Source organism: Rhizobium rosettiformans (genome assembly GCF_016806065.1).
GTDB lineage: Bacteria > Pseudomonadota > Alphaproteobacteria > Rhizobiales > Rhizobiaceae > Allorhizobium.
In genome coordinates this window covers 3,764,688-3,782,838 of the sequence record NZ_CP032405.1, presented here as the reverse complement: position 1 = coordinate 3,782,838, position 18,151 = coordinate 3,764,688, and the positions used below count along the sequence as shown (strand labels likewise).

The window sequence follows — 18,151 nt, the reverse complement described above, 5'->3', positions numbered from 1 at the left end:
CTCGCAAAAGCTTCGTCAGACCGCCGGCTGCGAAGCCTCGACGACGGCAAGCGCCGCCATGTTGACGACGCCGCGCGAGGTCACCGAGGTGGACAGCACGTGGGCGGGCAGGGCAGCACCCAGCAGGATCGGGCCGACATGCAGCGCGTCCATCATCATGCGGACGATGCCGAGCGAAATGTTGGCAGCGTCGAGGTTTGGGAAGACGAGCAGGTTTGCTTCACCGGTCAGCGTGCTGTCCGGCATGGCGCGCTTGCGCAGAACTTCCGACAGCGCCGAACCGCCCTGCATTTCGCCGTCGACCTCGAGGTCAGGCGCGCCAGCGCGGATGATTTCCAGCGCCCGGCGCATCTTCGAGGCGCTGGCGGACGGCCGGGAGCCGAAGTTCGAATGCGACAGCAGCGCTGCCTTCGGCGCGATGCCGAAGCGACGGATTTCCTGGGCTGCCAGCATCGTCATTTCGGCGATCTCTTCGGCACTCGGGTCGTCGGTGACGAAGGTGTCGGTGAAGAAGATCGCGCCGCGCTGCGAGATCAGCAGGCTTAAGCCCGAATAGTCGCGCACGCCGGCGCGCTTTCCGATGATCTGGCGAACGTCGCGCACGTGGCGGTCGAAACGGCCTTCAACGCCGCAGATCAGCGCATCGGCATCACCGCGCTTCACGGCCAGCGCACCGATCACGGTGGTGTTGGTGCGCACGATCGTGCGTGCCGCTTCCGGGTTGATGCCGGCGCGGCCGACAAGGGCGAAGTAGTCATCGACATAGTCGCGGTAGCGCGGATCGTCTTCCGGGTTGACCAGCTGGAAATCGACGCCGGGACGGATGCGCAAGCCATAGCGCTTGAGGCGCGTCTCGATGATCTGCGGGCGGCCGATCAGGATCGGTTCGCCGATGCCGTCTTCGAGCAGCACCTGGGCTGCACGCAGCACGCGCTCGTCTTCACCTTCGGAGAAGATCACACGCTTCTTGGTCGCCGTCTTCGCTGCCGCGAAGATCGGCTTCATCACGAAGCCGGAGCGGAAGACGAAGCGGTTCAGCTGGTCGAGATAGGTGTCGAAATCGGCGATCGGGCGGCGGGCGACGCCGCTGTCGGCTGCAGCCTTGGCGACAGCCGGGGCGATGCGCAAGATGAGGCGGGGATCGAAAGGCGAGGGGATGAGATAGTCAGGTCCGAAGGTCGGCGTTTCCCCGGTATAGGCCTTTGCCGCGACTTCCGAGACTTCTTCGCGAGCAAGGGCTGCAATCGCACGCACCGCCGCCATCTTCATTTCTTCGTTGATGGTGGTTGCGCCGCAGTCGAGTGCGCCGCGGAAGATATAGGGGAAGCAGAGGACGTTGTTGACCTGGTTTGGGAAGTCCGAGCGGCCGGTGCAGATCATTGCGTCCGGACGGGCGGCGCGCGCCTCTTCCGGCATGATCTCGGGCTTCGGGTTGGCCAGGGCCATGATCAACGGCTTCGGCGCCATGCGGGCCAGCAGTTCCGGCTTCAGGACACCAGCGGCCGAGAGGCCGAGGAAGACGTCGGCATCGTCGATGCTTTCGGCCAGCGCACGCTTGTCGGTTTGCTGGGCGTAGACTTCCTTCCAGGGGTCCATCAGCTCGTTGCGGCCCTTGTAGACGAGGCCTTCGATGTCGTGCACCCAGATGTTCTCGCGCTTGGCACCGAGGATGACCAGCAGATTGAGGCAGGCAAGGGCGGCAGCACCGGCACCGGAGGCGACGATCTTGACGTCCTCGATCTGCTTGCCGGCGAGTTCAAGGCCGTTCAGGATGGCGGCTGCAACGATGATGGCCGTGCCGTGCTGGTCATCGTGGAAGACCGGAATGTTCATCTTCTCGCGAAGCTGATCCTCGACCTGGAAGCATTCCGGTGCCTTGATGTCTTCAAGGTTGATGCCGCCGAAGGTCGGCTCCAGCGCGGAGATGGTCGAAACCATCTGGTCGACACCGGGAGCATCGATCTCGATGTCGAAAACGTCGATACCGGCAAACTTCTTGAAGAGAACGGCCTTGCCTTCCATGACCGGCTTGGAGGCGAGCGGTCCGATATTGCCGAGGCCGAGAACGGCCGTGCCGTTGGAGATGACGGCGACGAGGTTGGAGCGGGCCGTATAGTCATCGGCGGCTGCGGGATCGTCCTTGATGGCGAGACAGGGGGCGGCGACGCCGGGCGAATAGGCAAGCGCCAGATCGCGTTGGTTGCCAAGCGGCTTGGTGGCCTGGATCTCCAGTTTCCCGGGACGGGGATAGCGGTGATAGAAAAGCGCCTGTTCGTCGAGATCAGCGGTCGGGTTTGCAACTTGCGGCTTGTTCTTGTCCTGAGAAGTCATCGGTTCACCGGCAATTCCTGTCTTCACTTACTCCTTGTCGTCATACACGAATTGGCCGCGAGTGGTAGACTTTAGTTCCGTGATCCCCTGTCCGCGCGGAATGCATGGGCGAACCGGCGATCCACCGAAAATCTTCCGATGTCATCTTCCTGAAACACGAGTCTGATTTAGCGCTGGTCAGACAGCGAAGAGGATCGTGCCGTGGAAGACGCCAGCGAAACACGCCATTTCAGGACCCTGTTTATCTCGGACGTCCACCTCGGATCGAAAGCCGCCAAGACCGACTTTCTCCTGGATTTCCTGCGCACGCACGAGGCCGACACCATCATTCTGGTCGGTGACATCGTCGACGGCTGGCGTCTGAAGCGCAGCTGGTACTGGCCGCAGTCCTGCAATGACGTGGTGCAGAAGCTGCTGCGCAAGGCGCGCAAGGGTACGCGTATCGTTTACATCCCCGGCAATCACGATGAATTCATGCGCGACTTCCCGGGCATTCACTTCGGCGGCATCGAAGTCGCGCAGCGCATCGTGCACGAGATGGCCGATGGCAAGAAATATTTGGTTCTGCACGGCGACGAGTTTGACGTCGTGGTGCGCAATGCCCGCCTGCTCGCCTATCTCGGGGACTGGGCCTATGACACGGCAATTGCCATCAATGTCATTCTGGCAGCCGTCCGCCGCCGGCTCGGTATGCCCTACTGGTCGTTCTCGGCCTGGGCCAAGCTGCAGGTCAAGCATGCGGTGAACTTCATCGGCGAATTCCAGCGTGTGGTGGCCGACGAGGCCCGTCGCGCCGAAGTCGATGGTGTCATCTGCGGCCACATCCATCACGCCGTCATGGAAGACATCGACGGGATCCACTACGTCAACACCGGCGACTGGGTCGAGAGCTGCACGGCGATTGCCGAGCACCCGGATGGCCGTCTGGAACTGATTTCGTGGAGCCACAAGGTCAGCGAGGCGCCGGCCGGCAAGCGGGCGAGCAAGCTGGTGCCGATTCTCTTGCCGAAGCCTCTCGCGGAACCGTCCCAGGACGACGGCGTGCGCGCCGCCTGAGGCGATCTCTGTTGCAAAGCGGTCATGACTGCATGCAATCGGGCGGGAAAACGCAATTAACATTTCGCAAAGGATTTCTTCGCGGACACCGATGGTTATAGTGTGCAGCCATCTGTCACGTGATTTGCGGATCCGGATCATCCCGGCGCGAATTTGGAAGTAGTCGCCACTTTGAGTCCGGTTGAGCCCGAAAACGCCCGTATCGAGATCGAGGAACAGCCGGACGGCAACGGTCGGATGATCCGACTTGCCGGTCGCTGGAAAAACAACAGCCTGAGCTCGATGATCAAATCGGCCGGTCCGCTGGTGGATTCCGGTGCGACGGGCCGTGAGACGATCGATCTCGACGGCGTTTCCGACATGGATACCGCGGGTGCCTGGCTGATCCGTCGTATCGTTACGGAGCGGCGCGCCGGCGGAGGCTCGGTCGAGATCGTCGGCGGCACGCCCGGTATGCGCGAGCTGATCGAAGCGCTTCCCGAAAGAGTGACCGCACCAGAAAAGCCCGTCGACCATCGCAGCCGCTTCGAACGGGTTTTCGAACCGGTCGGACGCGTAACGGTCAGCCTCTGGGGCGATACGGTCGCGATGATGTTCGTTCTGGGCTCCGCCGTGCGTGGCGCGCAGACCAAGCTTGGACGCGGTTCCGGCGTGTCGCCTGCCTCCGTCGTCAACCAGCTCGACCACATGGGGGTGAGGGCGGTGCCGATCATCGTCCTCATGTCCTTCCTGATCGGCGCGATCATCGCGCAGCAGGGCGCCTTCCAGCTTCGGTATTTCGGCGCGGAAGTCTTCGTCGTCGATCTCGTCGGCATCCTGCAATTGCGCGAAATCGGCGTGCTCCTGACCGCGATCATGATCGCCGGCCGTTCCGGCAGTGCGATCACCGCAGAAATCGGATCGATGAAGATGCGCGAGGAAATCGACGCGCTAAAGGTCATCGGCCTCAATCCGATCGGCGTCCTCGTCTTTCCGCGGCTCGTCGCGCTGACCATCGCCCTGCCGCTCCTGACCATCGTTGCCAACTTTTCGGCGCTGTATGGTGCCGCCGTCGTTGCCTGGGCCTATTCCGGAATCACCTTCGACGTCTTCATCACGCGCCTGCATGAGGCGGTCGATTATTCGACGCTCGCGACCGGGATGATCAAGGCGCCGTTCATGGCGCTGATCATCGGCATCATTGCGGCTGTCGAAGGCATGAAGGTCGGGGGCAGCGCCGAATCGCTCGGCCGGCATGTCACCGCCTCGGTGGTCAAATCCATCTTCGTCGTCATTCTCGTGGACGGGCTCTTTGCCATGTTCTACGCAGCCATCGATTTCTAAGGGAGGGCCAGATGATTTCCACGTCCTCCGAAAAGCGCGAAGCCATCCTGTCGGTGAAGGATCTCACCGTCGGCTTTGGCGAGAAGATCGTTCTCGACAAGCTCAATCTTGACATTTACCGGGGCGAAATCCTCGGCTTCGTCGGGGCATCGGGTGCCGGCAAGTCGGTCCTGATGCGCACCGTTCTCCGGCTTCTGCCGCGGCGCTCCGGCACGATCGAGATCCTCGGTGCGGATTACGATGCGGTCGACGACGCACAACGCATGGCGCTTGATACGCGCCTAGGGGTTCTTTTTCAGCACGGCGCCCTATTTTCTTCATTGACCGTGAAGGAAAATATCCAGCTGCCGATGCGAGAATATCTGGACCTGCCGCAATGGCTGATGGATGAGCTCGCTTATCTGAAAATCGAACTGGTCGGCCTTCATCCCGATGCAGCAGACAAGTATCCATCGGAACTGTCCGGCGGCATGATCAAGCGCGCGGCGCTTGCGCGTGCGCTGGCACTTGATCCCGATCTCGTCTTTCTCGACGAGCCGACCTCCGGCCTCGATCCGATCGGGGCTGCCGAATTTGATGAACTGATCGCACAACTGCGCGATACGCTCGGATTGACCGTCTATATGGTGACCCACGATCTCGACAGCCTCTTCTCCGTCTGCGACCGTATCGCAGTCCTCGGTCAGAAGAAGGTTCTGGTCGAGGGCACGCTGGACGATATGCTCGCCTTCGATGATGCGTGGGTTCAATCCTATTTCCGGGGCAAGCGTGCCCGTTCCATTCCCCGGCCGGAGCAATCCGCCGGACATACGGTAGAGTGAGCCATGGAAACCAAAGCCAATTACGCGATCGTCGGTTTTTTCACGATGCTGGTCATCGGGGCCGCCTTCGGGTTTGTCTATTGGATGGCGGAATATGGAAGGGGCGGAGAAATGGCGCCGCTTGCGATCCGTATCCCTGGCTCCGCCAACGGTCTGAGCATCGGTTCGCCGGTGCGCTTCAACGGCATCTCCGTCGGTTCGGTGCGCAATCTCTACATCGACAACGAGGATCCGAACTTCTCGGTCGCCTTCACGGAGGTGCGCGCTGATGCACCTGTGACCTCGGGAACGCGAGCCGTTCTTGAGATTCAGGGTTTGACCGGTGCGGCTTATGTCGAGCTTTCCGGCGGCGGACCGGGGTCGGGCGACGCGATCTTGCAGCGGGCGCTCGATACCGGTGAACCAGCCATTCTGACCGCCGACCAGTCGAGCGTGACCAATCTTCTCTCCACGGCCGACCGCATCCTTCAGCGCGCCGACGGCGCCGTGGCCGAGTTGCAGGGCTTTATCGAGGATGCGCGGACACCGCTGACGAACACCGTGCGCAACGCCGAGACCTTTTCGAAGTCGCTCGCCGACAATGCCCAGGGTATCGATCAATTCCTGCAGAGTGTCAGCGCCCTTTCCGATTCCGTTTCCGGCCTGTCCGGCCGTCTCGACTCGACATTGTCAGCCGCTGAAGATCTGTTCAGGGCGCTCAACTCCGACAAGATCGATCAGATCCTGACCAATACCGAGCAGGCAACCGCGAGCTTCGCGGAAGCCTCGAAGAGCATCGGACCTGCGATCGACAGCTTCCGCGAGACTGCCGACACTTTCCAGCGCTTCGGCAACAATGCCGATCAGACGCTTGAAAAGGTCTCCAGTCTGATCGATGCAGTGGATAGCCAGAAGATTGGCCGGGTGGTCGACGATGTCTCTGTTGCAACGGCTGATGCGCGTGAGGCGATTGCCGGCTTCCGGGATCTGTCGACCAGCATCACCGGTCGCAAGGACGATATCGACCGTGCGATCGACGATTTCACGCAGCTTGCGAACCGCTTGAACACCTCGTCCGAGCAGGTTGACGGGATCCTTAGGAAGGTTGATGCGTTCCTTGGCTCCGGGGACGCAAATTCGCTGAGCGTCGAAGCCCGAAAGACGCTCGAGGCCATCCGATTGACCGCCGAAAATCTCAACTCTCAGATCGGACCGATCGCCGCCAATCTGCAGCGCTTCTCGGCTACGGGCCTGCGCGATATCCAGACACTGGTCAACGATACGCGCAACACCGTTCGCGGATTGAACGACGCGATCACCAATTTCGACCAGGATCCGCAGCGCCTGCTCTTCGGCGGCGATACGGTCAAGGAATTCGACGGACGGACACGCCGATGACGAGCAGCACCGAAAAGGACGACAGCATGGACAGGATCGGCGTGAAGCGGGTGGCGGGCGTGACACGGTTCCGGCGGCTGCTTCTGGCCTCGGTGCTCGTGCCGGGCCTGGGCCTTGGCCTTGCGGCCTGTGGCTCGAAAGCGAACAACGACACATTTGATCTGACTGCTTCCGTGAGCGAGGTGGCAACATCTGCCAGCGCCCGCAACCGGCAGCTTCTGGTGGCCGATCCGTCGGCGCTCAAGGCGCTCGACAGCGAGCAGATCCTGGTGCGCGTATCCGGCGCCGAGATCCGCTATCTGTCGCAGTCGCAGTGGAGCGACCGCCTCACGCGCGTTGTTCAGTCCAAACTCGTGGTCGCCTTCGAAAACACCGGGCGCCTCGGTGGCGTCGGACGGCCGGGGCAGGGACTGGCGATCGACTTCCAACTGATCACCGATGTGCGTGCCTTCGAAATCTCTGCCGAGGGAACGGATCGCGGCGTCGTCGAGATCTCGGCGAAGCTGCTCAACGACCGCAATGGCACCGTCAAAGCACAGCGTGTCTTCCGCGCCGAAGTCCCGTCCTCCGGCTCGGACAATGCGGCTTACGTCGCGGCACTCGACCGTGCTTTTGCCCGCGTGACGGCCGACATCGTTGCCTGGACGCTGCAATCGATCTGACCGACGGCAATTCCAATTCAGACGAGCAAAAGAAAACCCCGGATCAGTAAGCTGATCCGGGGTTTTTCCGTTTTATGCATCAGAGCCGGATAACCGGCTCCTATCCGGTCATCAGCTGAAACGGCCGGCCGCGTGGGCGAGCATGGTGTAGACCTTGCCCGTGTCCGAGGTCAGGTAGGACTGGGTAATCGACTTGTCGCGGTCGGTGCGGGCCACGTCCGAAAGCAGCTTCTCGAAATCGGCGATGTAGCGGTCCACGGCGACGCGGAATTCCGGCTCGCGGTCGTACTTGCGCTTGATCTCGTCGAAGGTCTGCTGGCCCTTCAGCGTGTAGAGGCGACGGGTGAAGATGTCGCGCTCACCGCGCTGGTAGCGGCGCCACAGATCGACCGAGGCGTCGTGGTCGATGGCACGGGCGATGTCGACCGAGAGCGAGTTCAGCGATTCGACCATGTGACGCGGATTGCGGGTGTCACCCTGGCGGGCCGGCTGGCTTTCGGCGACCGGGCGCTGCGGAGCAGGGGCCGGGCGGGTCGGAGCAGCTTCCTGCGGCTCTTCACGCGAGGCACCGCGCAGCAGATCGCTGATCCAGCCACCGCCTTCGGCGCGTGTCGTGGCCGTGCTCTGCTGGCCATAGGCTTCGGTTGCCAGGCTGCCGCGCAGGCCGAGGGTCTCGGTCTGGCGCACCGGCGGCTGTGGCTGCGGTGCGGGTGCTGCAGCTGGCTGGCGACGGACCGGTTCAGGCTGGGCTTCGGCCAGGCGGCGGGCGACCGGCTCGGAGATTTCCAGCGTCTGGCTGGTACGGCCGACGAGCTGGGAGATGTCCTGCAGCGCCTTGATCTGCTCGGCCACGGCGCGGCGCATCTGGGCAGCACTTTCCTTGGCTTCCTCGGGCAGGTCGAAGGCGCCGCGCTTCAGCTCGTTGCGGGTCAGGTCGAGTTCCTTGCGGATATCGACGGCCGAGCGACGGATCTCGTCGGTAGCACCGGTGAAGCGGGAAACGGCCTCGCTGACGGCTTCCTGCATGGCCTGGCGGAGGGCAGCGGCTGCCCCTTCCGACTTGCGGCCGGCTTCGCCGAGCAGGTGGTCGATATCGTTGAGCGAGACTGCCAGTCCGCCACGCAGGCGGTTTGCCAGTTCGCCGGAACGCTTCTCGGCCTCGGTCAGCGTCTTGTCGATGGAAACCTGCGCTTCCTGTTCGGCAGACAGCAGAGCGTTGCGCATGTTGGCGGCGGTGATCTGCGCCTTCTTCTCGGTCTCGCCAAGCATCTGTCCGACGTCGGAGAACGAGGCCTGGACGCTGTCACGCATGGTGGCAGCCGTCGACTGGGCGCGCTTCTCTGTCTCGCCGAGGATTTGGCCGATATCGGAGAAGGAGGCCTGGACGCTCTGGCGCAGGTTGCCGGCCATCTGGCCTGAGCGCTCTTCGGCGCGATCGAAGGCGGTCTCGACCATCTTGCCGAGGGTCTGCATCGTCGTTTCGATCTCTTCCGAGCGCTTGACGAGGCCGATCGAGAGATCGCGGAGAGCCTGCTGGCGTTCTTCGAGCGTGCCCACGAGGTTCGACTGGGCGGCTGAGAGAAGTTCGGAGGCCTTGCCCAGCACCTGGGTGTGGTCGCCGAAGCGGCTGACGATCGACGATACCTGCTGCAGCGTCTCGCCGGAGACGGCAGTCAGGCGGCCGAGCTTGTCGTCGAGCAGGCGGTTCGAGGTCGAGAGCATGTCGGTTGCCTGGTTCGCCGTTTCGCTGAAACGGTTTGCCGTCGCACCGAGGCGGCTGTCGAGCGAGCCGATGCTCTGGACCGCCTGGTCGATCATCGTGGACAGGCCGACATTGCTGTCGCCGAGGCGCTCGATGAGCTGCGAGGCACTGGCAACGAGGTTCTGTTCGGCATTGCCGAGCGTCGCGACAGCGCGGTCGGTGCGCTGGTTGATCGCGTCGACGAGGGCTGCATTTTCGGCGCGCAGGCGCTCTGCGCTCTGTTCGGCTGCCGCAGCGATCTGCTCAGCGGCTGCACGGCCGGTCTCGGCATAGGAGGCGACCACGGGGGCTGCCTTCTCGTCGATGAGGCGCGATAGTTCGGCCGAGCGTGTCGAGAGCATGGAGTTCAGCTCGCGGGTGCGGTCGTCGAGCACCGAGCGGATCGAATTGCCGCGGGCTTCCAGCGCCTTCTCCACCGCGTTCATGGTGGTGGCGAGTTCCTGGGTATTGCCTGAAATCGCGTCGCGGATGGAGTTGCCGCGCGCCTCGAGTGCCTTTTCTGCCTCGTTCATGGCAGCGGCGAGTTCCTGTGTGTTGCCGGAAATCGCGTCACGGATGGCGGCTGCGCGTTGTTCCAGCGTGGTGCTGACTTCGCCAAGCGTACCCGAAAGGTTGGCCACCTGGGCGCTGACCAGCGCTTCTGCCTGGTTCACCTTGTTGCTGATGACATCGCCGGCCTGCGAGAAGGTTTCGGCGATCGTCGCAGCCTGTCCGGCGAGGCGGTTCTGGGTGTCGGTGATGCGCCGTGCGAGATCCTCCGAGCGCTCCTCGACCGTGCGGTTGAGTTCGGCGCTGCGTTCGCCGATCTGCTCGGCAAACTGCGAGGTGGTGGCCGCCAAGCGATCGACCGAGCGCTGGGCTTCGGCATCGAGGTCGCGGGCAGCGTCGGTAACGGCGCTGCGCAGTGCGGTTGCGAGACCGGCTGCCTTACCTTCGATGGTGCGATTGACGTTTTCGAGGCCGATATTGAGGGCGCGGTCCATGGTCGCCAGGCGCTCTTCGATGACCGGCGTGCGGCTGTCGAAGGTTTCGGCGACACGGGTGGTGCCTTCATCGAGGACCTGAGCGACGCGCATGCTGGCTTCTGCGCCGACACGTTCGATCGTCGCGACCTTGTCGTCGAGGCGGGCAGCGAACTTCTCGCCGGCATCGTTGACCCGGGCGTCGACGCCGTCGAGGCCGTTGCGCAGACGGTCTTCAAGCGTGCCGAGGCTCTGTTCGATGCGGGTGCTGGTTTCGTCGAGGCGGCTGGTCATGCCGGAGACGGACTGTTCGACCGTGCCCGAGAAGCCCTGCGCCGAACGGGTGATGTCGTCGGCTGCGTCGCGGATCTGTTCCGTCAAGGCGCCGGCGGTGCCACGCAGGCGCTCGTCCAGGGCACGGCTCGATTCGTCGATCGCCTTGCGCAGGCTTTCCTCGTGATCTTCGAGCGACATTTCGAGCATGCCGGCGCTCGCGGCGACGGAGGCGCCGATCGATGTCGCATGTTCGCCGAGGCTCAAATCCAGCGCATCGCGTGCGTCGCCGATGGCCGCCGTGATCGCCTGTGTCCTGTCGTCGAGCGTGGCGCGGATCCGGTCATGGGTGTTGACCAGACGGTCGTCGATCGCGTTGACGCCCTGGTCGATCGTTTGGGCGATGCGGTCGGTGTTTTCGCCAAGTGTGGTTGCGAGTGCGCCGGTTGCGGCATCCAGGCTGGAGCGCAGATAGGCGCCGGTCTCGGCGATACGGCCGTCGATGTCGTTGACGCCGGATTTCAGCGTTTCTGCGATCTGGCTCGCATTGTCGGCGACGGTATTCGAAATCGTGCTCGAGGCGGTCGTGAGCAGGGTATCCAGCTGCTGCTGGCTCGCACCCAGTCGGGTTTCGAGCTCGGAGATGCCGTTGGCGACAGTTTCCGCGATATGGCCGGAGGCTTGGCCAAGGCTACGCTCGATGTCGCCGGTGGCGTCTTCCAGCGTCGAGGTTAGGTAGGAGGTGTGGCTGGCAAGCGAAAGTTCCAGCCGCTCCTGGTTTTCGCCATAGGCGTTGCGGATAGTCTCTGCCTTCTCGCTGAAGGCCGCGTCGATGCGACGGTCCGCATCGGCGACCGTCTCGATGATCGCGGAGGCGCGCTGGGTCAGAGTTTCGTCGATCCGGCGCTGGCTGTCGTTCAGCGTTTCGGAGAGATCCTGGGTACGGGCGGTCAGCGTCAGGTCGAGTTCGAGGCTCTTGGTGTTGAGAGCGTCGATCAGCTGCTCGCTCTGACCTTCGACCAGGCTCGCGATGCCCCGGGCCTTGGTGTCGAGGGTCTCGGCGAAACGGTCCTGATTGGTTTCAAGCGCGTTGACGATGTGCTCGGCGCGGGACGAGAGCGTCTGCTCGAAACGCGACTGGTTGTCGGTCAGCGCATTGTAGAGCGAGCCACTGCGCTCTTCCATGACCTGGTCGATCCGCTTCTGGGCGCTTTCCAGGCTCTCGGTCAGAGCCGCCGCGCGTGCCGACATCGCTTCCGCGATTTCCTGGGCGCGGTCGGACATCGAGCTGTCAAGCATCTCCTGGCTGGTGCTCAGCGTCATCGCAAGCGCAAGCGACTGGTCGGTCAGCGTCGAGCCAAGACGCTCGATGCTCGAACTCAGGATGCCGCTGATCGAATCCGTTCCGCCGTTCACAGTCTCATTGATGCGAGCGAGGCTTTCCATCAGCTTGGAGTCGAGCGAGCCCGAGCGCTGATCGAAGGCGCTGGCAAACTCGGCGACCCGCTGGTCGAAGGTCGCGTTGATCTGGCCGATGGTGGTCTGGAAGCGATCCTCGAACAGGCCCGAACGCAGGTCGAGATCGACGATCGCGTCGTCGGCGCTTGCCTGCAGGCTCTGGCGGAAGCTGCGGCCACGCTCGTCGAGCGAGCTGTTGAGGCGTCCGAGCACGTCGTCGAGCGACGAGGTGATCGCGCTTTCGCTGCCCTTGAGGGTCTCGGCGATATCACGCGTACGCTCGACAAGCGTTTCGTTCAGCTGGCGGGCACGCTCGTTGAGGGCGGCGTTCAGCTTTTCCGTGTTGGCGTCGAGGGTAGAGGCCCGGGTTTCGAATTCACCAAGGAGTTCGCGGCCGCGCTCACTGAGCGTCGAGGTCAGCGACTGCAGCTGCGTGTCGAACTCGTTCGACAGTGACATGCCGGACGCGGCCAGCGTCTGGACCATGCTTTCCGTCTTGTGCGCGAGCAGAGAGCCGAGTGCGGTCACGGCCGCGTCGGACTTCTCCATGATCGTTGCCGCGCGGGTGTCGATCATCGAGGCGAAGGCTTCGCCGGAGGTCTGCAGGCGTACGGAAATCTCTTCGGTTGCCAGCGACAGCTCTTCCTTGAGCTGCTCGTGGGCGCCAACGATCGAAGAACGGATACGCTCGGCGTGATTGACGATCGCGTCACGCTCGGCGCCGAGTTCGTGGACAAGACCGCGGACGCGCAGCTCGTTGTCGGTGTAGCTGCGCTCGAGCGCGGTCACTTCGGAGTGAACGAGTGTTTCGAGCTCGGTGGCGCGGGCAATGGTGCGCTCGATGCCTTCGTTCATCGCTGACACTTCGCGACGGACGGCCTGACCAACGGTCATGATGCGTTCGGAGGCGATCGTTTCGGGTTCTGCCAGACGAAGCGCCACTTCCGCCATCGAGCGGGCTGCATTGCGCAGGTCATGGGCGCGGGCCATCATGATCGCAAAGGCGAAGAACAGCATGATCGGCAGGAAGGTGCCGACGACGATGGCGACCACGCCCGGCATGGCGACGATGTCCGCAATCGATCCAGCCTGCCAGATCGTGCCGCCGTACAGAAGTTGGGTGAGGCCGAGGGCGCCGACCACCCAGAGCGCCGACACGACGGCGGCATTGCGCAGAGCAGAGGTCAGCGACGCACCGTCCAGCGACTTCAGAATGGCAGACGGTGTGCGGCGAGAGCCGTCATTGGCCGGTGCGAAGGCGGGCGCCTTGGGGGCCGGTTCAGGATTGAGCTCGCCGGCGCGGGCAGATCGCCGCTCGATCGTCTTCTTTGCGGCGGAACGCGGAATACTATCGGACACATTTGCCTCCGGGGCGCGTGCTTGAGACCGTGCCTTGGGTGGCGCGGCGGCTTCCTCACCGTCGAAATCGATGCTCAGGGCCGCCTCGAGAGCCTGAAACGCGTTCTCGTCAATCGAGTCGGTCTTCTTGTTCGCCATAGGGTTACGCCTCGTTACCGCTTACTCTCGGGAGGACGGACTGAAGCGGCGATGCCGCTCATCGCCATGCCGTATCCGGACCTCACCGTTTACCTGAAACCCCGCCTGCCGCCACGCCAGACGAAATTCCTTCTTTTACAGTGCGGCCGCTGACAGCCGGCGTTCCCGCCGGAAGATCTAGCACCGACTGGCTTGCGGGCAAAGTTCACGCACTTTTGCCCAATCAACCGTATCGTACTGACACATTTGGTCATCCGATACAATTAATGCGCTTTCGCGGTGCCTGGTCCCGTGGCTCTTGTTAACAGTATTTCAATCAAGGTTGCGGCTGAAAAGCCAATCCCAGCCGGGGTTTAATTTCCATTAACCATACCTTTAGCTTTTTGCCGCCATCCTCAGCATTTTTAACGCGATGCCCATAGGGCGGCCGCAAACTGGCGGCAGCAAAGAGCAAGAAATCAGGATCAAGGGCATGGCAGCAGCAATCAATATCGCATTCGAGGCTCCGGACAACCTGCATGGCCTCACTCCCGCGCAACAGCGGCCGATCGATCTCGTTCATCTGGCGACCCAGACCAAGGGCGACAAGGCCGTGGAGAGCGAGATCCTGCAGATCTTCGCGCGTCAGGCTCGCGGTTGCCTGGTGGTGCTCACCGGTGATCGGAGCAAGGTAGAGGTGAAGGCCGCCGCCAACCGGCTTCGCAATGCCGCCATGGCCGTCGGTGCGCTGCGCGTTGCCGCTGCGGCCGATCTCCTCGAGACCAAGGGCGCCAATCCAGATGCACTCGCATCCGTTGCGGCTGCCGTGCTCGAAGCCGAACACTTCATTCTCAAGCTCGCCCGCTGAGCTGGAAACGATAGCGACGAGTAGCGATCCCATGATCGCTTCGCCGTGAGTTGACTGACTTTCCGATTTGGGAGATGACTTCGCCGGTTTTCACAAGGCGAAGTCTGGACAGGAACTCATGGCAAACATCAGCATCATCGCATTCGACGGCACACGTTTCGACATCGCGGCAGCCGACGGCTCCACGGTCATGGAAAACGCCGTCCGCAACTCGGTCCCCGGGATCGATGCCGAATGTGGCGGTGCCTGCGCCTGTGCCACCTGTCATGTCTATGTCGATGATGCATGGTCCGAAAAGGTCGGCCAGCCGTCGGCCATGGAAGAGGACATGCTGGATTTCGCTGTCGACGTCCGTCCGACCTCGCGGCTTTCCTGTCAGATCAAGGTGACGGCGGCTCTGGAGGGGCTGGTCGTCCACGTGCCCGAGCGCCAGGGCTAAGCCCACCTGTCAGCGCTATCCCGCGCAAAAAAGCCCCGCTTTCGTTTTCACGAAAGCGGGGCAAGCGGGCGCATCGCCAACCAGGCGAGGGAGGAAACACCTGTGGCACCAGGACGCGCCGGGAGAACGGGGAAATCGGTTACGCTCATGCAACGTATTCGATGACACTTATATTTCAGATTTGTATCAAGGGCCACGCCCAGAAATCGCCGGTTATTCACAGGCCATCACGCAAGCTTCGTGCAAGCCGAAGCGTCGCAGCAACACTTCCCCTCGGAATTCAGGGGTGATTTCTACTGATTTTCCTGGGATTCGCGGCGGTAGCGCAGGATCCGCTGCATGCGGTCCTGAAAATTCTTCGCCTCTACACGATCGAATCGCATCTGCGCCGTGTCATGGGCTGCTGTCACTTCGTCGGTGACGACTGCGACCCGATCCTGCAGGATCTCGCAATTGCGCTCCGGCCGCAGCTTCATCAGCCTCTGTTCGAGCAGTTTTGCATGCTGGCGCGCGATTTCGGCATGACGCTCTTCATGCCGCTTGATGTCGGCCGATAGGGCATCCCACAAGAGCGCCATCTCGGTCGAGGCGCGTTTGCGGTTCTTCCAGCGCGGCAAGATGAGCTTTGTTTCGACGGTGACGCGCACGTCGTCGATCGCGCAACGGGTCCCGCGTCGTGTGTAGGTGAGGTCGCCGCCGAAGCGGATCTGGGTGGCACCAGGATGGCGACTGCCGCTTGACTGGGTGAAGGGCCCCTTGCGCGACAGTTCCGCATCGAGTTCGGCTGCCGTGCGTCCGCCGATCTGAAAGTAGGTGATGGACTTCTGGACGACGACGTCCGCGCTGGCCGAAAGCGGCAGGGATAGGCCGGTCAGGACTGCCATGATCACGGCGGCCCGAAGACGGCGGGAGTGCTTCATTCTTTTTTCCGCAATGTTGTATTCGCCGCGCCCTTGGGGCATAGCCAACCCGGTCTGCACTATCGCAGCTTCATGCTTTTCCGTCGAGGGGTCCGAAGGTCTGGTGGCCAGAGTTGAGCATACAATTTGGCGTGTAGGACACGGGCGCACGCTCGACCTCGCCGCGCGTGGCGCACTGATGGCCATCGTCAATGTGACGCCGGATTCCTTTTCCGACGGCGGTCTGCACAATTCTGTCGATGCGGCCGTCCGGCACGCACTTTCTTGCGTCGATCAGGGTGCCGAGATCCTCGATATCGGCGGTGAATCGACGCGCCCGGGTGCGGCTGAAGTGAGCGTCGATGACGAGATCGGTCGCGTCGTCCCGGTGATCGCGGCGCTCCGTGAGAAAACCGACGCGCTGATCTCCATCGACACCTATAGAGCGGCCACAGCGAAGGCAGCCGTCGAGGCCGGGGCGCATATTATCAATGACGTGCATGGCCTGCAGCGGGAACCCGACATCGCGAAGGTCGCGGCCGAGCATCGCTCCGGGCTCTGCATCATGCATACCGGCCGCGGCCGCGAGAAGCTGGCCGATCCCATTGCCGATCAGCGGCAATTTCTCGAGCGCTCGCTTGCGATCGCCGAGCGGGCCGGTGTGGCGCTGGAAACAATCGTGCTCGATCCGGGTTTCGGTTTCGCCAAGGAAAGCCCGGAGGAGAACATGGAGCTCATCGCGCGCTTCGAGGAATTGCACGACTTCGGTCTGCCACTCCTGGCCGGCACGTCGCGCAAACGATTTCTCGGTGCGCTGACCGGTCGGGATGCCGCCGACCGGGACGTGGCAACTGCTGCGACGACCGTAGCACTTCGCTTGAAGGGGGCCTCCGTTTTCCGGGTGCACAATGTCGCGATCAACCGGGATGCCCTGGTCATGGCCGATGCTATGCTCGCAACCGAGCGGCGGATTGCTGCGATGAAGGATAAGACTGCATGAGCGGTGTTTTCACCATCACCCTGAAGAACTGTGCCTTTTTCGCCCATCACGGCGTGTTCCCGGAGGAGGGGGTGCTCGGACAGCGCTTTTTCGTCGATGCGGAGTTCGACGTTGATGCGCTTGCTGCCGCAGAGACTGATACGCTCGACGGGACTGTGCATTACGGTATCGCCTTCGAGGTGATCCGCGACATCGTCACCGGCAGCCGCCGGCAGTTGATCGAGGCGCTGGCGCTCGCGATTGCGCGCGGGCTGATCGACCGTTTCCCCGAAATGCTGCGCTGCCGGATCACGGTGCGCAAGCCGAGTGCGCCGATCGCCGGCATCCTAGACCATGTGCAGGTGAGTATTGAGCAATTCAGAAACTAAACGCTGGCAGGCCGCGACACTTGGGCTTGGCGGCAATGTCGGTGATCCCGTCACGGCGATGGCCGAAGCGCTGCGCCGTCTCGACCAGCGGTCCGATTGTCGCGTGACCTCCGTGTCGCGTCTCTATCGCACGCCGCCCTGGGGCAAGACGGATCAGGCCGATTTCTACAATGCCTGTGCGGCGGTCGAGACCCTTCTCGAGCCGCAGGAATTGCTGGCGGCCTGTCTGGAGATCGAGCGGACGATGAAACGGGTTCGTGTCGAGCGTTGGGGCCCGCGGACCATCGACATCGACATCCTGACCTTCGGTGATCGGGTCATTGATGCGGAGCATCTGAAGGTTCCGCATCCGCGGATGACGGAGCGCGCCTTTGTACTGATGCCGCTTGCCGACATCGATCCGCAGCTTCAGGTGAAGGGGCGGGCGGTCGCTAGCTGGCTCGCGGAGGTCGATCGGACCGGCATTGCCGTTGCAAACGAAAACCGCGCCTGGTGGCGCGGTTGAACTTCTAGCCGAAGGTTAACAGGCAGATCAGTCGTTCTCGGCCATGGCGGTTGCCTGGCGGTTCAGCTTGAGGCCGATGACAGGAATCATCCGGTCTTCGACCTTCACTGAAATTGTGATGTTCATCGCATCGCCCTCTTCGAGGCGCGCGACCATGGCGCCGTTCAGCTTGGCGCGATTGATGCCCATGACCGCACGGTTGCCGGTGACCTGGCCCGAGACGATGTCGAGGCCCTTACCGTCTGCGCCATCCAGGAACTGGCCCTTGTAGCTGCCGCCGGCCTGAGAAATCACCGCTGACATCGGCTGGCTGAACATGCCAACGCGGCAGGTGCCGTCCAACTTCAGGCCGGTTTCCTTGCCCTCGGCCGGCAGGCCGATGAGATTGCAGGTGAACTTGGTGCCTTTGTATTTTCCGGCAACGATCTCGCCCGGTCCCTTCCAGGATCCGGCGACGGATTCAAAAAAGCGCTTGTCGCGCGAAGCAGCATCAGCGACCGTGACCGGCATCAATGCGGCAACGGCAAGGATCGCGGCGCAACGGCCGAATGTCGAAGAGCGAGAGAACATC

At 62.7% G+C, this 18,151-nt stretch carries 14 protein-coding genes; 10 read left to right on the top strand and 4 right to left on the bottom strand.

Annotated features, from left to right (window positions below; all coding sequences use genetic code 11):
• Positions 1-15: 15 nt before the first annotated feature.
• Positions 16-2,331 (bottom strand): NADP-dependent malic enzyme, encoded by a 2,316-nt coding sequence (locus D4A92_RS18550; protein WP_203016454.1) that lies wholly within the window; start codon positions 2,329-2,331, stop codon positions 16-18.
• A 201-nt stretch (positions 2,332-2,532) separates the two neighbouring features.
• On the opposite strand from D4A92_RS18550, the gene D4A92_RS18545 reads away from it, so the two are divergent.
• The 5 genes from D4A92_RS18545 (at position 2,533) to D4A92_RS18525 (ending at position 7,570) form a co-directional block, all read left to right on the top strand.
• Positions 2,533-3,387, top strand: coding sequence for a UDP-2,3-diacylglucosamine diphosphatase (locus tag D4A92_RS18545; protein ID WP_203016453.1), 855 nt, complete (start codon positions 2,533-2,535; stop codon positions 3,385-3,387).
• 171 nt (positions 3,388-3,558) lie between these two features.
• Positions 3,559-4,710: an ABC transporter permease gene (locus tag D4A92_RS18540; protein ID WP_203016452.1), complete on the top strand. Its 1,152-nt coding sequence runs from the start codon at positions 3,559-3,561 to the stop codon at positions 4,708-4,710.
• 11 nt (positions 4,711-4,721) lie between these two features.
• Complete coding sequence (locus D4A92_RS18535; RefSeq protein WP_203016451.1) at positions 4,722-5,531, top strand: ABC transporter ATP-binding protein; 810 nt, start codon at positions 4,722-4,724, stop codon at positions 5,529-5,531.
• A gap of 3 nt (positions 5,532-5,534) precedes the next feature.
• Positions 5,535-6,908, top strand: coding sequence for an MlaD family protein (locus tag D4A92_RS18530; RefSeq protein WP_006726088.1), 1,374 nt, complete (start codon positions 5,535-5,537; stop codon positions 6,906-6,908).
• Positions 6,909-6,934: 26 nt separating this feature from the next.
• Positions 6,935-7,570, top strand: coding sequence for an ABC-type transport auxiliary lipoprotein family protein (locus D4A92_RS18525; protein ID WP_425958099.1), 636 nt, complete (start codon positions 6,935-6,937; stop codon positions 7,568-7,570).
• Between the two features lie 111 nt (positions 7,571-7,681).
• Here the strand turns inward: D4A92_RS18525 and D4A92_RS18520 are convergent, their stop codons facing one another.
• Positions 7,682-13,522 carry a hypothetical protein gene (locus D4A92_RS18520; RefSeq protein ID WP_203016450.1) on the bottom strand — a complete coding sequence of 1,947 codons (5,841 nt, stop codon included), beginning with the start codon at positions 13,520-13,522 and terminating at the stop codon, positions 7,682-7,684.
• 472 nt (positions 13,523-13,994) lie between these two features.
• On the opposite strand from D4A92_RS18520, the gene D4A92_RS18515 reads away from it, so the two are divergent.
• Together D4A92_RS18515 and D4A92_RS18510 are read left to right on the top strand one after the other, a co-directional pair.
• Positions 13,995-14,369, top strand: coding sequence for an Hpt domain-containing protein (locus D4A92_RS18515; protein ID WP_203016449.1), 375 nt, complete (start codon positions 13,995-13,997; stop codon positions 14,367-14,369).
• A gap of 118 nt (positions 14,370-14,487) precedes the next feature.
• On the top strand, positions 14,488-14,808 hold the full coding sequence (locus D4A92_RS18510) for a 2Fe-2S iron-sulfur cluster-binding protein (protein WP_006726092.1): 321 nt from the start codon (positions 14,488-14,490) through the stop codon (positions 14,806-14,808).
• 293 nt (positions 14,809-15,101) lie between these two features.
• On the opposite strand, the gene D4A92_RS18505 is transcribed toward D4A92_RS18510, so the two are convergent.
• Complete coding sequence (locus tag D4A92_RS18505; RefSeq protein ID WP_006726093.1) at positions 15,102-15,728, bottom strand: DUF922 domain-containing Zn-dependent protease; 627 nt, start codon at positions 15,726-15,728, stop codon at positions 15,102-15,104.
• Between the two features lie 178 nt (positions 15,729-15,906).
• Between D4A92_RS18505 and folP the strand changes: the two genes are divergently transcribed.
• Genes folP through folK form a run of 3 tightly spaced genes read left to right on the top strand, consistent with a single transcriptional unit; the run spans position 15,907 to position 17,580 of the window.
• Positions 15,907-16,707 carry a dihydropteroate synthase gene (folP, locus tag D4A92_RS18500; RefSeq protein ID WP_425958097.1) on the top strand — a complete coding sequence of 267 codons (801 nt, stop codon included), beginning with the start codon at positions 15,907-15,909 and terminating at the stop codon, positions 16,705-16,707.
• Positions 16,704-17,075: a dihydroneopterin aldolase gene (folB, locus tag D4A92_RS18495; protein WP_203016446.1), complete on the top strand. Its 372-nt coding sequence runs from the start codon at positions 16,704-16,706 to the stop codon at positions 17,073-17,075. The genes folP and folB overlap by 4 nt, the downstream gene beginning before the upstream one ends.
• Complete coding sequence (gene folK / locus D4A92_RS18490; RefSeq protein ID WP_203016443.1) at positions 17,056-17,580, top strand: 2-amino-4-hydroxy-6-hydroxymethyldihydropteridine diphosphokinase; 525 nt, start codon at positions 17,056-17,058, stop codon at positions 17,578-17,580. Before folB ends, folK begins: the two co-directional genes overlap by 20 nt.
• 27 nt (positions 17,581-17,607) lie before the next feature.
• Here folK and D4A92_RS18485 read toward each other — a convergent pair whose 3' ends face one another.
• Positions 17,608-18,150 (bottom strand): hypothetical protein, encoded by a 543-nt coding sequence (locus D4A92_RS18485; protein WP_006726097.1) that lies wholly within the window; start codon positions 18,148-18,150, stop codon positions 17,608-17,610.
• Position 18,151: the final 1 nt, after the last annotated feature.

Bases quoted from the DNA above. Each gene is read 5' to 3' on its own strand.
- D4A92_RS18550 (WP_203016454.1), bottom strand. From the start codon at position 2,331: ATGACTTCTCAGGACAAGAACAAGCCGCAAGTTGCAAACCCGACCGCT.
- D4A92_RS18535 (WP_203016451.1), top strand. From the start codon at position 4,722: ATGATTTCCACGTCCTCCGAAAAGCGCGAAGCCATCCTGTCGGTGAAG.
- D4A92_RS18530 (WP_006726088.1), top strand. From the start codon at position 5,535: ATGGAAACCAAAGCCAATTACGCGATCGTCGGTTTTTTCACGATGCTG.
- D4A92_RS18525 (WP_425958099.1), top strand. From the start codon at position 6,935: ATGGACAGGATCGGCGTGAAGCGGGTGGCGGGCGTGACACGGTTCCGG.
- D4A92_RS18520 (WP_203016450.1), bottom strand. From the start codon at position 13,522: ATGGCGAACAAGAAGACCGACTCGATTGACGAGAACGCGTTTCAGGCT.
- D4A92_RS18515 (WP_203016449.1), top strand. From the start codon at position 13,995: ATGGCAGCAGCAATCAATATCGCATTCGAGGCTCCGGACAACCTGCAT.
- D4A92_RS18510 (WP_006726092.1), top strand. From the start codon at position 14,488: ATGGCAAACATCAGCATCATCGCATTCGACGGCACACGTTTCGACATC.
- D4A92_RS18505 (WP_006726093.1), bottom strand. From the start codon at position 15,728: ATGAAGCACTCCCGCCGTCTTCGGGCCGCCGTGATCATGGCAGTCCTG.
- folP (WP_425958097.1), top strand. From the start codon at position 15,907: ATGGCCATCGTCAATGTGACGCCGGATTCCTTTTCCGACGGCGGTCTG.
- folB (WP_203016446.1), top strand. From the start codon at position 16,704: ATGAGCGGTGTTTTCACCATCACCCTGAAGAACTGTGCCTTTTTCGCC.
- D4A92_RS18485 (WP_006726097.1), bottom strand. From the start codon at position 18,150: ATGTTCTCTCGCTCTTCGACATTCGGCCGTTGCGCCGCGATCCTTGCC.